The organism is Klebsiella sp. A-Nf5 (assembly GCF_002810545.1).
Lineage (GTDB): Bacteria > Pseudomonadota > Gammaproteobacteria > Enterobacterales > Enterobacteriaceae > Klebsiella > Klebsiella variicola.
On record NZ_PIOG01000026.1, the window covers coordinates 31,215 to 46,006 of the forward strand.

Consider the following 14,792-nt stretch of genomic DNA (forward strand, 5'->3'; position numbering starts at 1 on the left):
GATGGCGCAATTCTACTCTGCAAAACGGCGTGTGACGACGCGCCAGATCATAACCGTTACAGTCAATGACCTCGATCCCTTTGGTCAGGGCGTTGCCCGCCACCAGGGAAAGGCGCTGTTCGTGAGCGGTGTGCTGCCGCAGGAGCAGGCCGAGGTGGTGCTGGTGGAAGACAAAAAACAGTATGCCCGCGCCCAGGTGAAACGCCGTCTAACCGACAGCCCGCAGCGCCAGGCGCCGCGCTGCCCGCATTTTGGCGTCTGCGGCGGCTGCCAACAACAGCATGCCAGCGTCGTGCTTCAGCAGCAAAGTAAACGCGCCGCGCTGGCGCGGCTGATGAAGCGTGAGGTGGATGAGGTTATCGCCGGCGTGCCGTGGGGCTACCGCCGTCGCGCGCGCTTAAGCTTGAATTATCAGCCAAAGACCCAACAATTGCAGATGGGTTTTCGCCAGGCCAACGCCAAAGCGATCGTCGACGTGGTGCAATGCCCTGTTTTGGTGCCCCAACTTGAGGCATTGCTGCCTGCCGTGCGCGAGTGCTTAAGCGCGCTGAGCGCATTACGCCACCTCGGCCACGTCGAGCTGGTGCAGGCGGACAACGGCCCGCTGATGGTGCTGCGCCATACCGCTGCCCTGCCAGCGGGCGACAGGGAAAAACTGGAACGCTTTTCGCAAACTCACGGTCTTTCCCTGTACCTCGCGCCGCAAAGCGAGATACTGGAACATATTCATGGCGAAGCGCCATGGTATACCTCAGACGGACTACGCTTAGTGTTCAGTCCGCGGGATTTTATCCAGGTCAACGACGGCGTGAATCAGCAGATGGTGCGTACTGCGCTGGAATGGCTGGATCTGCAGCCAGAGGACCGGGTACTGGATCTGTTCTGCGGAATGGGCAATTTTACCCTGCCGCTGGCGACTCGCGCCGCCCACGTGGTGGGGGTGGAAGGGGTGCCTGCGCTGGTAGAAAAGGGGCGGGAAAACGCCGCCCTCAATGGTTTATCAAATGTCACTTTCTTCCATGAGAATCTGGAAGAGGATGTCACCTGTCAGGCCTGGGCGAAGCACGGCTTTGATAAAGTGCTGCTGGACCCGGCCCGCGCCGGCGCGCCGGGCGTGATGCCGCATATTATAAAACTGGCACCGCGGCGGGTGGTGTATGTTTCCTGCAACCCGGCGACGCTGGCGCGAGACAGCGAAACCCTGTTGCAGGCTGGATATCAGATTCAACGCCTGGCGATGCTGGATATGTTCCCGCATACCGGTCATCTGGAATCAATGGTGTTGTTTGAGCGCAGGCTTACATAAGGTCATTCACAACGTCGCAGAAGAGCCACCCTGGCCGTCAATGCTGACGCGACCTGCAGGATGACATGTAGAAAGTTGAGGCTTGCCGACTTCGGCAGGCCGGTCCCTTAAGGAGAGGACAATGGTTGCGGTAAGAAGTGCACATCTTAATAAAGCTGGTGAATTTGACCCGAAGAAATGGATCGCGAGTCTGGGGATTTCCAGCCAGCAGTCGTGTGAGCGCTTAGCCGAAACCTGGGATTATTGTCGCGAAAAAACGCAAGGACACCCGCAGGCAGACCTGCTGTTGTGGCGTGGCGTCGAAATGGTGGAGATCCTGTCCACTCTGAGTATGGATCTCGATACGCTGCGCGCGGCGCTGTTATTCCCACTGGCGGACGGTGAAGTCGTCAGTGAAGAGGTCATGCAGGAGAGTGTGGGTAAATCGGTCGTGACCCTGATTCACGGGGTGCGGGACATGGCCGCTATCCGCCAGCTAAAAGCCACCCATACCGACTCGGTATCTTCCGAGCAGGTGGATAACATTCGCCGCATGTTGCTGGCGATGGTTGACGATTTCCGCTGCGTGGTTATCAAGCTTGCTGAGCGGATCGCGCATCTGCGCGAGGTCAAAGACGCGCCGGAAGATGAACGCGTGCTGGCGGCGAAAGAGTGCACCAATATCTATGCGCCGCTGGCGAACCGCTTAGGTATCGGCCAGCTGAAGTGGGAGCTGGAAGATTACTGCTTCCGTTATCTGCATCCGGCAGAATACAAGCGTATTGCTAAACTGCTCCACGAACGTCGTATCGACCGTGAGCATTACATCGACGAGTTCGTCGGCCACCTGCGCTCGGAGATGAAAGCCGAAGGCGTCAAGGCGGAAGTCTATGGCCGGCCGAAACACATCTACAGCATCTGGCGCAAAATGCAGAAAAAACACCTCGCGTTTGACGAGCTGTTTGACGTTCGCGCGGTGCGCATCGTGGCCGAGCGTTTGCAGGATTGTTACGCCGCACTAGGGATCGTCCATACCCACTATCGTCACCTGCCGGATGAATTCGATGACTACGTGGCCAACCCGAAACCCAACGGCTATCAGTCTATTCATACCGTGGTGCTGGGCCCGAGCGGCAAGACGGTGGAGATTCAAATTCGCACCCGGCAGATGCATGAAGATGCTGAGCTTGGAGTGGCCGCGCACTGGAAGTACAAAGAGGGCGCGGGAGCGGGCACCGGCGGTGGCCGTGGCTATGAGGATCGCATCGCCTGGCTGCGTAAGCTGATTGCCTGGCAGGAAGAGATGGCCGATTCTGGCGAAATGCTCGACGAAGTGCGCAGTCAGGTCTTCGACGATCGGGTCTATGTCTTTACGCCGAAAGGCGACGTGGTGGACCTGCCGGCGGGGTCGACGCCGCTCGACTTTGCCTACCATATCCACAGCGACGTCGGCCATCGTTGCATCGGCGCCAAAATTGGCGGCCGTATCGTGCCGTTCACCTACCAGCTGCAGATGGGCGATCAGATTGAAATTATTACTCAGAAGCAGCCGAACCCGAGCCGTGACTGGCTGAATCCTAACCTCGGTTACGTGACCACCAGCCGCGGACGCTCCAAGATCCACGCCTGGTTCCGTAAGCAGGACCGCGACAAGAACATTCTCGCCGGGCGGCAGATCCTCGACGACGAGCTGGAGCATCTGGGCATTGGCCTTAAGGATGCGGAAAAACACCTGCTGCCGCGCTACAACTTCAATGAGCTCGATGAACTGCTGGCCGCCATTGGCGGCGGCGATATCCGCCTCAACCAGATGGTCAATTTCCTGCAGGCGCAGTTCAATAAACCGAGCGCCGCTGAGCAGGATGCGGCCGCGCTGAAGCAGCTGCAGCAGAAAACCTACGCCCCACAGAACCGCACCAAGGATAATGGCCGGGTGGTGGTGGAAGGGGTTGGCAACCTGATGCACCATATTGCCCGCTGCTGCCAGCCGATCCCGGGCGATGAGATCGTCGGCTTTATCACCCAGGGGCGCGGGATTTCTGTGCATCGCGCCGACTGCGATCAGCTGGCTGAACTGCAGTCGCATGCCCCGGAGCGCATCGTCGATGCGGTATGGGGTGAAAGCTACTCGGCGGGCTACTCGCTGGTGGTCAGGGTGGAGGCGAACGATCGCAGCGGTTTACTGCGCGATATCACCACCATCCTCGCCAATGAGAAGGTGAACGTGCTGGGTGTCGCCAGCCGCAGCGATACCCGTCAGCAGCTGGCAACCATCGATATGACCATTGAGATTTACAACCTGCAGGTGCTGGGCCGGGTGCTCGGTAAGCTGAACCAGGTGCCTGATGTCATTGACGCGCGCCGTCTGCACGGCGGTTAAGTCCTCTCCAGGCCAGGTCAATGAATTACCGCCGGGGCAATGGCTGCTGAAACTGCCGGAGTTGGCGGCCTCAACATCGCTGAGACGTTCCCGGAAGGCCGGGGCAGCCCGCATGGATGCGGGCTGAGGGCCGTGTTTTGCACGGACGCTGCCTCGGCCCGACCCGAAGCCTGCAGGGATAAGTCGAAGGCACCACGCAGTGGCGATGTTGCTGGCCGGAGCCCGGGGGTACAGGGGGCGGCGGCGACTGGCCGCCCCCTGTGCGCTCCCTGTACCACAGGAGACATATGGCAGAACATTCACCGGGAGCGCAAAGTACGCTGGAGTCACACGTGAAAAACGCTTTTCCCGGGCTCAAAAGTTGCAAACCGATATCAATTTCTACCATTTTTTACATTTCCAGGATCCTCACATGACCCAAATCGACCGCCTGCTCGGCATTATGAAGCGCTTGCGCGACCCGGAAAACGGCTGCCCGTGGGATAAAGAGCAGACTTTCGCCACCATCGCCCCGTATACCCTCGAAGAAACCTATGAAGTACTGGACGCCATTTCGCGAGAGGATTTTGACGACCTGCGCGGTGAGCTGGGCGATCTGCTGTTCCAGGTGGTGTTCTATGCGCAAATGGCGCAGGAAGAGGAACGCTTTAACTTTGACGATATCTGCGCCGCCATCAGCGACAAGCTGGAGCGCCGCCATCCCCATATTTTCGCTGATGCTACCGCAGGAAACAGCAGCGAAGTCCTGGCGCGCTGGGAGCAGATCAAAAGCGCGGAGCGGGCGGAAAAAGCTCAGCATTCGGCGCTGGACGACATTCCGCATAGCCTGCCGGCGCTGATGCGCGCGCACAAAATTCAGCGCCGCTGCTCGGCGGTCGGTTTCGACTGGACCTCGCTGGGCCCGGTGCTCGACAAGGTGCATGAAGAAATTGATGAAGTGATGCATGAAGCGCAGCAGGCGGTAGTGGATGAAGCGAAACTGGAAGAGGAAGTCGGTGACCTGCTGTTCGCCACGGTGAATTTATCCCGTCATTTGGGCGTCAAAGCCGAGGTGGCGCTGCAGAAAGCGAACCTCAAATTTGAGCGTCGCTTCCGTGAAGTCGAGCGCATTGTCGCCGCCCGCGGCCTCGAAATGACCGGTGTCGACCTCGATACCATGGAAGAAGTGTGGCAGGAAGTAAAGCGCCAGGAAACTGATCTCTAACGAGTTTTCGTGATCAAGCGCGATTTGTGTGATTTTATAAATAACAAGCGCTTGATTTACGTCAAAAACATTTCGCCAAAAGCGTCTATTTTCTCTTTCCGTTATGTCGTTGAAACACCATGTAGCCTGCCTCTTCGAGTTGTTCGAGTCGCAACACAGGTGCAACTTGAAGAACGAAGGGGAGGGGAAGAATGAAAGTTTGTGGCGTCACGCATGTTCGGGTATACTACTTTCCCGTCCTGGTTATTCCATCGTTTTACCCTAACTTCTCAGGTTCAGCATGACAACGAACTATATTTTTGTGACCGGCGGGGTCGTATCCTCTCTGGGTAAAGGCATTGCCGCAGCCTCCCTGGCAGCCATTCTTGAAGCCCGTGGTCTCAACGTGACCATCATGAAACTGGATCCGTACATCAACGTCGATCCGGGTACCATGAGCCCAATCCAGCATGGGGAAGTGTTCGTTACTGAAGACGGCGCAGAAACCGATCTGGACCTGGGCCACTATGAGCGTTTCATCCGTACCAAGATGACGCGTCGCAACAACTTCACCACCGGCCGTATCTACTCTGATGTACTGCGTAAAGAGCGCCGTGGTGACTATCTGGGCGCGACCGTTCAGGTTATCCCGCACATCACCAACGCTATCAAAGAGCGCGTACTGGCGGGTGGCGAAGGCCATGACGTGGTGCTGGTGGAAATCGGCGGTACTGTAGGCGATATTGAATCCCTGCCGTTCCTCGAAGCCATTCGTCAGATGGCGGTAGAAATCGGCCGCGAGCATACCCTGTTTATGCACCTGACCCTGGTGCCGTACATGGCCGCCGCGGGCGAAGTCAAAACCAAGCCGACCCAGCACTCCGTGAAAGAGCTGCTCTCCATCGGTATTCAGCCAGATATCCTGATCTGCCGCTCAGACCGCGCAGTTCCGGCCAACGAACGTGCGAAAATTGCTTTGTTCTGTAACGTTCCGGAAAAGGCTGTGATTTCTCTGAAAGACGTCGATTCCATTTATAAAATTCCGGGCCTGTTGAAATCTCAGGGGCTGGACGATTATATTTGTAAACGATTCAGCTTAACTTGTCCGGAAGCAAACCTGGCCGAATGGGAACAGGTAATCTATGAAGAAGCCAATCCGGCAGGCGAAGTCACCATCGGTATGGTCGGTAAGTACATTGAACTGCCGGATGCCTACAAGTCGGTGATTGAAGCGCTGAAACACGGTGGTCTGAAAAACCGTGTGACCGTCAACATCAAGCTGATCGATTCGCAGGATGTGGAAACGCGCGGCGTCGAAATCCTCAAGGATTTAGATGCTATCCTTATCCCGGGCGGCTTCGGCTACCGCGGTGTGGAAGGTAAGATCGCCACCGCGCGCTATGCGCGTGAGAACAATATTCCTTATCTGGGCATCTGCCTGGGTATGCAGGTTGCGCTGATTGAGTTCGCGCGCAACGTAGCGGGTATGGAAAACGCCAACTCGACGGAATTTGTGCCAGACTGTAAATACCCGGTTGTGGCGCTGATTACCGAATGGCGTGACGAAGATGGCAACGTTGAAGTCCGCTCCGAGAAGAGCGATCTGGGCGGCACCATGCGCCTGGGTGCACAGCAGTGCCAGCTGGATGATGAATCTCTGGTGCGCCAGCTGTACGGCGAGCCGACCATCACCGAGCGCCATCGTCACCGCTACGAAGTCAACAACATGTTGTTGAAACCGATTGAAGCTGCTGGTCTGCGCGTTGCGGGCCGTTCCGGGGATGATCAGTTGGTCGAGATCATCGAAGTGCCGAACCATCCGTGGTTTGTTGCCTGCCAGTTCCACCCGGAGTTTACTTCGACGCCGCGTGATGGGCACCCGCTGTTTGCCGGCTTTGTGAAAGCCGCGAGCGAGTACCAGAAGCGTCAGGCGAAGTAAAAGAGTTAGAACGGCAATGCACCCAACTGGGTGCATTGTTTGTCTGGAGTTTTAGTTTAACTTGTACTGAGGAAAACCTAATGTCCAAAATCGTTAAAGTCATCGGTCGTGAAATCATCGACTCCCGTGGTAACCCGACTGTTGAAGCCGAAGTACACCTGGAAGGTGGTTTCGTCGGTATGGCAGCTGCTCCGTCAGGTGCTTCTACTGGTTCCCGCGAAGCGCTGGAACTGCGCGATGGCGACAAATCCCGTTTCCTGGGTAAAGGCGTAACCAAAGCTGTTGCTGCGGTAAACGGCCCGATCGCTCAGGCAATCCTGGGCAAAGATGCTAAAGATCAGGCTGGCATCGACAAGATCATGATCGACCTGGACGGTACTGAAAACAAATCTAACTTCGGTGCGAACGCTATCCTGGCTGTTTCTCTGGCAAACGCCAAAGCAGCTGCAGCGTCCAAAGGCCTGCCGCTGTACGCGCACATCGCGGAACTGAACGGCACTCCGGGCAAATACTCCATGCCGGTTCCGATGATGAACATCATCAACGGTGGTGAGCACGCTGACAACAACGTCGACATCCAGGAATTCATGATTCAGCCGGTTGGCGCGCCGACCCTGAAAGAAGCCGTACGCATGGGTTCTGAAGTGTTCCATCACCTGGCGAAAGTGCTGAAGTCCAAAGGCATGAACACTGCCGTTGGTGACGAAGGCGGCTACGCGCCGAACCTGGGTTCTAACGCCGAAGCACTGGCTGTTATCGCTGAAGCGGTTAAAGCAGCTGGCTACGAGCTGGGCAAAGATATCACCCTGGCGATGGACTGCGCAGCATCTGAATTCTACAAAGATGGTAAATACGTTCTGGCTGGCGAAGGCAACAAAGCGTTCACCTCTGAAGAGTTCACTCACTTCCTGGAAGATCTGACCAAACAGTACCCGATCGTCTCCATCGAAGATGGCCTGGACGAATCTGACTGGGACGGTTTCGCATACCAGACCAAAGTACTGGGCGACAAAATCCAGCTGGTTGGTGACGACCTGTTCGTAACCAACACCAAGATCCTGAAAGAAGGTATCGATAAAGGCATCGCTAACTCCATCCTGATCAAATTCAACCAGATCGGTTCTCTGACCGAAACTCTGGCTGCAATCAAGATGGCGAAAGACGCTGGCTACACCGCTGTCATCTCTCACCGTTCTGGTGAAACTGAAGACGCGACCATCGCTGACCTGGCTGTCGGTACCGCTGCAGGCCAGATCAAAACCGGTTCTATGAGCCGTTCTGACCGCGTTGCTAAATACAACCAGCTGATTCGTATCGAAGAAGCGCTGGGTGAGCAAGCGCCGTTCAACGGTCGTAAAGAGATCAAAGGCCAGGCTTAATCCTGTCTTTGTGAAATAAAAATGCCAGCCTCAGGGCTGGCATTTTTTTTACGCCGTCAGCCATCATTTAAAATCGACGGCCATTTGCTGGGGGATCGACAGCCCGCGGGTGGTCTCCACGCAGCGGTCGATGTAATCCGTAAAGCGCGGTGGTTTTGGCATTCCCATGCTCAACAGCTTGTCGTTGCTAAAGCGCACGTTCAGCGTGGCGAAGGCGCCATATAAACGCATGGCTTTCAGCATCAGACGTTCATTGCATGGCCCAAAGATCCCTTTCAGTTCACGACGCATTTTGACCAGCGTTTCATAGCTGACCTGGGCGTACTTATCCCCTACCGGGGCCTGCTCCAGGGCCTGGGCCATCGCCCGGTCGATTTCAGCAAACTTCACGCTATTCTCCTCCCCGGCAGAGATGTGCACCACCTCGCCGTGGGCCAGCGGCTGGTTAAGTAGCATCAGCAAGGCATCAGCACAGTAGTCCACCGGGATGACATCGATTCGGTCTTCCATGGAACATAAAAATTTCTGCAGCATCAGCCCCATGCTGAACACCCAGAAAATACTGCTGGAAGGCCGGCAGCCGTGATGAGTATGACCCACCACGATAGAAGGGCGGGCAATGACCAGCGGCAGCGTAGGGCAATGCTGCTGCATCAACTGCTCGATGGTCGATTTTGAGTGGGTGTATTCCACCAGGTGCTCAGCGCGTTCCCGAAACTCCGCGCTTTCGGCGACCAGTGAATCCGGCTCAGGTGAGCAGGACATGGCTGTGCCGACGTGCAGAAAGCGCTGTAGACCCTCAACCTGCGCCATCCGTTGCGCCAGGCGCAGCGTACCCTCAACGTTAACCTTCCAGATGAGCGGGTTGCTGCCAAACGAGGCGACAGCGGCGCAGTTGAGGACATGCGTCACCTGATCGAGGCGCGGATCGTTAAGAAAATGCTCCGGAGAGGCGAGATCGCCCAGCAGGATATGCTGCGGGTGAAGCATCGCCAGCTTCTCCTCGGCAATATTGAACTTACGCATGTTCTCTTTGACACGTTCGAGGCCAGCCTCGGGGCTATCAGCACGCACCAGCAGCAGCAGGTCTAACCGGGTTTCCTGATGGAGTATTTTCTCTAACGCGGCACCGCCCAGAAAACCCGTAACGCCGGTAATTAATAATGTGGTCATAAACGCTATCTCATTATGGTTGGTCTGCGGGATTCTAGGTGGGCAAAAGTAAACGACGATTAAATAAAAAAGGGGCCCGATCAGGGCTTTATTAAGACCAGTTTAAGGTTATTATCACCGGCGGATTGAATTAGACTCTCAGATCAGATAGATAATTCACTCTTTCATGTATCTGTTTGTACATTGCTGTATTTTAAGGTTTTTTTGTTTTTATCTCTGGACCTTTTATTTTATCCGGAATGACAGGGATAACATTTTCTGTTACATATTTTCCGCCCACGCGTCAGAATGCTATTTATTTTAATTCTTATCATGCTAATAAACTAAGCCAAAAGAAAAGATTGCTTTTTTAATCAATAATATTATTCCCGACACGGATATTGACGGAGGGGTAAAAAAGGGATCGCAGCGCAGGACAAGACCTGTGCGCTGAAATCTGCGATAATGGACGTTTATGACCCTAAACAGAGATGATTATGCAGTACCCGATTAACGAGATGTTCCAGACCCTGCAAGGCGAGGGTTACTTCACCGGCGTGCCTGCCATTTTTATTCGTCTGCAGGGATGCCCGGTAGGATGCGCGTGGTGTGACACCAAGCATACTTGGGACAAGCTGGCCGATCGGGAAGTGTCGTTGTTCAGCATTCTGGCGAAAACTAAAGAGAGTGATAAATGGGGTCCGGCAAGCAGCGAGGATCTGCTGGCGATTATTGGACGTCAGGGGTGGACTGCCCGCCACGTGGTCATTACCGGCGGTGAACCCTGCATTCATGATTTAACGCCGTTAACCTCGCTTCTGGAACAAAACGGCTTTAGCTGTCAGATTGAAACCAGCGGCACCCATGAAGTGCGATGCAGCCATAACACCTGGGTGACGGTATCCCCTAAGGTCAATATGCGTGGTGGGTATGATGTGTTGTCTCAGGCTCTGCAGCGGGCGGATGAGATCAAGCATCCGGTAGGGCGCGTCCGCGACATCGAAGCGCTGGACGAACTGCTGGAAACGCTGAGCGATGACAAACCGCGGATCATCGCCCTGCAGCCGATCAGTCAGAAAGAAGACGCGACGCGCCTGTGTATCGACACCTGCATCGCCCGCAACTGGCGCCTGTCCATGCAGACGCACAAGTATTTGAATATTGCCTGATAAAAAAGCCCGGCAGCGTACTGACCGGGCTTTTTTTTCGCTTACTCGCCGCGATAGATGCAGCCAGCGGTGCAGGTCTCTTTGACCATCACGGCGCTCAGCAGCGGTACCCGCGGTTTCATCTCATCCCAGATCCATTTGGCCAGCACTTCGCTGGTGGGGTTTTCCAGACCGGGGATATCGTTCAGATAATAGTGGTCCAGGCGATCGTATGTCGGCTTGAAGGCGGCCTTCAGCTCGGCAAAATCCATGATCCACCCGGTATGGGGATCGACTTCACCGGTGATCTCCAGACGCACCATAAAGGAGTGGCCATGCAGGCGACCGCATTTGTGCCCTTCCGGGACGTGCGGCAGGTGGTGGGCGGCTTCGAAGGTGAAATCTTTAAACAGCGTGGTGGACATCATTGACTCTCAACAGGACGAAAAAAACCGCCGTAGGGTACCGGAAAGCACATTTTTTCGCATTAACTAAAACGGCCCTGAACAGAAAATGGACACATTTATCTGGGTTATTTGAATTTAATGGTTATATTTCATGTGGTTATTTAATCGATTTTGTTGTTAATAACTACAACTAAAACAGGTTAGTCCATTTGGTTATTTATTATTTCCATCCCTTCTTTAATTGTTACTATCAGCACCGTTACCCTTCTATTCTCTTCTGTTTTTGTCGCGCTGACAGGGTGCGAATAACAGCTTTGCTTACTGGAACAAACGACGCATGACGACACAGGCCTCACCTTCCAACTTGCTGCCGCTCAACCCGGAGCAACTGGCGCGCCTTCAGGCGGCCACCACTGACTTCACGCCTACCCAGCTTGCCTGGGTGTCTGGCTATTTCTGGGGCGTGCTGAATCAGCAGTCCGGCGCGGCTGTGGCCGTTCCTGCCCAGGCCGCTGAGGTGCCCTCGATCACGCTGATTTCCGCCTCGCAAACCGGCAACGCCCGCCGCGTCGCCGAAGCGCTGCGCGACGATCTGCTGGCAGCGAAGCTGAACGTGAAGCTGGTGAATGCAGGCGATTATAAATTCAAACAAATTGCTGCGGAAAAACTGCTGGTGGTCGTGACGTCCACCCAGGGGGAAGGTGAGCCGCCGGAAGAAGCGGTCGCATTGCATAAGTTCCTGTTCTCGAAAAAAGCGCCGAAGCTGGACGGGACCGCGTTTGCTGTCTTTGGCCTCGGCGATACTTCTTATGAATTCTTCTGCCAGTCCGGCAAAGATTTCGACAGCAAGCTGGCCGAGCTCGGTGCGGAACGCCTGCTCGATCGCGTCGATGCCGACGTCGAATATCAGACCGCAGCTGCGGAATGGCGCGCACGCGTTGTTGAGGTGCTGAAGGCCCGTGCGCCAGTTGCCGCGCCCGCTCAGCTGGCCACCAGCGGCGGGGTGAACGACATCCATACCAGTCCGTACACCAAAGAGGCTCCGCTGTCGGCGACCCTGTCGGTCAACCAGAAAATCACTGGCCGCGATTCCGAAAAAGATGTGCGCCATATTGAAATTGACCTCGGTGATTCCGGTCTGCGCTATCAGCCGGGCGACGCGCTGGGCGTCTGGTATCAAAACGATCCTCAGCTGGTCAAAGAGCTGGTGGAGCTGCTGTGGCTGAAAGGTGACGAGCCGGTAACCGTTGATGGCAAAACTCTGCCGCTGGCGGAAGCGCTGGAGTGGCATTTTGAACTGACGGTTAACACCGCGACTATCGTCGAAAACTACGCCACCCTGACCCGCAGCGAATCGCTGCTGCCGCTGGTGGGAGATAAAGCTCAGCTGCAGCAGTATGCCGCTGCGACGCCGATCGTCGATATGGTCCGTTTCTCCCCGGCACAGCTGGACGCCGAGGCGTTAATCGGTCTGCTGCGTCCGCTGACGCCGCGCCTGTACTCGATTGCCTCCTCGCAGGCGGAAGCTGAAAGCGAAGTGCATGTCACCGTAGGCGTAGTGCGCTATGAAATTGAAGGTCGCGCCCGCGCTGGCGGTGCCTCCAGCTTCCTCGCCGACCGCGTGGAAGAAGATGGCGAAGTCCGCGTCTTTATTGAACACAACGACAACTTCCGTCTGCCGGCTAACCCGGAGACGCCGGTGATCATGATTGGCCCGGGCACCGGTATTGCGCCGTTCCGCGCCTTTATGCAGCAGCGCGCAGCGGACGGGGCACAAGGCAAGAACTGGTTATTCTTCGGCAACCCGCACTTCACTGAAGATTTCCTCTATCAGGTGGAGTGGCAGAGCTATGTGAAGGAAGGTCTGCTGACCCGTATCGATCTGGCCTGGTCCCGCGATCAACAACAAAAAATCTACGTGCAGGACAAACTGCGCGAGCAGGGAGCCGAGCTGTGGCGCTGGATCAATGATGGCGCCCACATTTATGTCTGCGGCGACGCCAATCGTATGGCGAAAGACGTGGAACATACTTTACTGGAAGTGATTGCCGAATACGGCGCGATGGACGCCGAAGCGGCGGACGAATTTTTAAGTGAGCTGCGCGTTGAGCGCCGTTATCAGCGAGATGTCTACTAATGAGCGAAAAACATCCGGGGCCTTTAGTGGTCGAAGGTAAACTGACCGATGCCGAGCGCATGAAGCTTGAGAGCAACTACCTGCGCGGCACCATTGCGGAAGATTTAAACGACGGTCTGACCGGCGGTTTTAAAGGTGATAACTTCCTGCTGATCCGTTTCCACGGCATGTACCAGCAGGACGATCGCGATATCCGCGCGGAACGCGCCGCCCAGAAGCTGGAGCCGCGTCATGCGATGCTGCTGCGCTGCCGTCTGCCGGGCGGGGTGATCACCACTACCCAGTGGAAGGCGATCGATAAGTTTGCCGCTGACAACACCATTTACGGCAGTATTCGCCTGACCAACCGGCAGACGTTCCAGTTCCACGGTATTCTGAAAAAGAACGTGAAGCCGGTGCATCAGATGCTGCACTCGGTGGGGCTGGACGCGCTGGCCACCGCCAACGATATGAACCGTAACGTGCTGTGCACCTCCAACCCGCATGAGTCGCAGCTGCACGCTGAGGCCTACGAGTGGGCGAAAAAGATCTCCGAGCATCTTCTGCCGCGCACTCGCGCTTATGCCGAGATCTGGCTGGATCAGAAAAAGGTCGCGACTACCGACGAAGAGCCGATCCTCGGTCAAACCTATCTGCCGCGTAAGTTTAAAACGACGGTGGTGATCCCGCCGCAGAACGATATCGATCTGCACGCTAATGACATGAACTTCGTGGCGATCGCCGAAAACGGCAAGCTGGTGGGCTTTAACCTGCTGGTGGGCGGCGGTCTCTCTATCGAACACGGCAACAAGAAAACCTACGCCCGCACGGCGAGCGAATTCGGCTATCTGCCTCTGGAGCATACTCTGGCGGTGGCGGAAGCGGTCGTGACTACCCAGCGCGACTGGGGCAACCGTACCGACCGTAAGAATGCGAAAACCAAGTACACCCTTGAGCGCGTTGGCGTCGAAACCTTCAAGGCGGAAGTGGAGCGCCGGGCCGGCATTAAGTTTGAGCCGATCCGTCCGTACGAATTCACCGGCCGCGGCGACCGCATCGGCTGGGTGAAAGGGATTGATGACAAATGGCACCTGACGCTGTTTATTGAAAACGGCCGCATTCTCGATTATCCGGGGCGCCCGCTAAAGACTGGCCTGCTGGAGATTGCTAAGATCCATAAAGGCGAATTCCGCATCACTGCCAACCAGAACCTGATCATCGCCAGCGTACCGGAAGATCAGAAGGCGCGGATCGAGAAGCTGGCGCGGGATCATGGTCTGATGAATGCCGTTACTCCGCAGCGCGAAAACTCGATGGCCTGCGTCTCCTTCCCGACCTGCCCGCTGGCGATGGCGGAAGCTGAGCGTTTCCTGCCGTCGTTTATCGACAAGGTGGAAGGGGTGATGAACAAGCACGGCGTGAGCGATGAGCATATCGTCACCCGCGTCACCGGCTGCCCGAATGGCTGTGGTCGCGCGATGCTGGCGGAAGTGGGGCTGGTGGGCAAAGCGCCAGGCCGCTACAACCTGCACCTTGGCGGTAACCGCAGCGGCACCCGCATCCCGCGGATGTACCGTGAGAATATCACCGAGTCGGAAATTCTCGACTCGCTAGACGAACTGGTAGGGCGCTGGGCGAAAGAGCGTGAAGCGGGTGAAGGCTTCGGCGACTTTACGGTGCGTGCGGGCATCATTCGCCCGGTGCTCGACCCAGCCCGCGATTTCTGGGAATAACATCCTGGTGCCCGGTGGCGCTTAGCGACCCGGGCCTGTAAAACCCGTAGGCCGGGCAAACGCAGTGCCG

At 56.2% G+C, this 14,792-nt stretch carries 10 protein-coding genes; 8 read left to right on the forward strand and 2 right to left on the reverse strand.

Annotation, left to right across the window (positions count from 1 at the left end):
- Window position 1: 1 nt before the first annotated feature.
- The 5 genes from rlmD (at window position 2) to eno (ending at window position 8,166) form a co-directional block, all read left to right on the forward strand.
- The gene (rlmD, locus tag CWM53_RS01600) at window positions 2–1,306 is read left to right on the forward strand and encodes a 23S rRNA (uracil(1939)-C(5))-methyltransferase RlmD (RefSeq protein ID WP_100730285.1); all 1,305 of its coding nucleotides are present in this window, start codon (window positions 2–4) and stop codon (window positions 1,304–1,306) included.
- A gap of 121 nt (window positions 1,307–1,427) precedes the next feature.
- On the forward strand, window positions 1,428–3,665 hold the full coding sequence (gene relA / locus CWM53_RS01605; RefSeq protein WP_061153497.1) for a GTP diphosphokinase: 2,238 nt from the start codon (window positions 1,428–1,430) through the stop codon (window positions 3,663–3,665).
- 412 nt (window positions 3,666–4,077) lie between these two features.
- Window positions 4,078–4,869 (forward strand): nucleoside triphosphate pyrophosphohydrolase, encoded by a 792-nt coding sequence (mazG, locus tag CWM53_RS01615; protein WP_100730283.1) that lies wholly within the window; start codon window positions 4,078–4,080, stop codon window positions 4,867–4,869.
- 280 nt (window positions 4,870–5,149) lie between these two features.
- Window positions 5,150–6,787 (forward strand): glutamine hydrolyzing CTP synthase, encoded by a 1,638-nt coding sequence (gene pyrG, locus CWM53_RS01620; RefSeq protein WP_008806244.1) that lies wholly within the window; start codon window positions 5,150–5,152, stop codon window positions 6,785–6,787.
- 80 nt (window positions 6,788–6,867) lie between these two features.
- The gene (eno, locus tag CWM53_RS01625; protein WP_061153500.1) at window positions 6,868–8,166 is read left to right on the forward strand and encodes a phosphopyruvate hydratase; all 1,299 of its coding nucleotides are present in this window, start codon (window positions 6,868–6,870) and stop codon (window positions 8,164–8,166) included.
- Window positions 8,167–8,229: 63 nt separating this feature from the next.
- Here eno and CWM53_RS01630 read toward each other — a convergent pair whose 3' ends face one another.
- Window positions 8,230–9,339, reverse strand: coding sequence for an SDR family oxidoreductase (locus tag CWM53_RS01630; protein WP_074387736.1), 1,110 nt, complete (start codon window positions 9,337–9,339; stop codon window positions 8,230–8,232).
- Window positions 9,340–9,815: 476 nt separating this feature from the next.
- On the opposite strand from CWM53_RS01630, the gene queE reads away from it, so the two are divergent.
- Window positions 9,816–10,487 carry a 7-carboxy-7-deazaguanine synthase QueE gene (gene queE / locus CWM53_RS01635; RefSeq protein WP_008806241.1) on the forward strand — a complete coding sequence of 224 codons (672 nt, stop codon included), beginning with the start codon at window positions 9,816–9,818 and terminating at the stop codon, window positions 10,485–10,487.
- A 41-nt stretch (window positions 10,488–10,528) separates the two neighbouring features.
- On the opposite strand, the gene queD is transcribed toward queE, so the two are convergent.
- Entirely contained in the window at window positions 10,529–10,894 is a 366-nt protein-coding gene (gene queD, locus CWM53_RS01640) for a 6-carboxytetrahydropterin synthase QueD (RefSeq protein ID WP_012967329.1), read from the reverse strand.
- A gap of 316 nt (window positions 10,895–11,210) precedes the next feature.
- Between queD and cysJ the strand changes: the two genes are divergently transcribed.
- Entirely contained in the window at window positions 11,211–13,010 is a 1,800-nt protein-coding gene (gene cysJ, locus CWM53_RS01645) for an NADPH-dependent assimilatory sulfite reductase flavoprotein subunit (protein WP_074387737.1), read from the forward strand.
- On the forward strand, window positions 13,010–14,722 hold the full coding sequence (gene cysI / locus CWM53_RS01650; protein WP_061153512.1) for an assimilatory sulfite reductase (NADPH) hemoprotein subunit: 1,713 nt from the start codon (window positions 13,010–13,012) through the stop codon (window positions 14,720–14,722). The genes cysJ and cysI overlap by 1 nt, the downstream gene beginning before the upstream one ends.
- Window positions 14,723–14,792 lie beyond the last annotated feature (70 nt).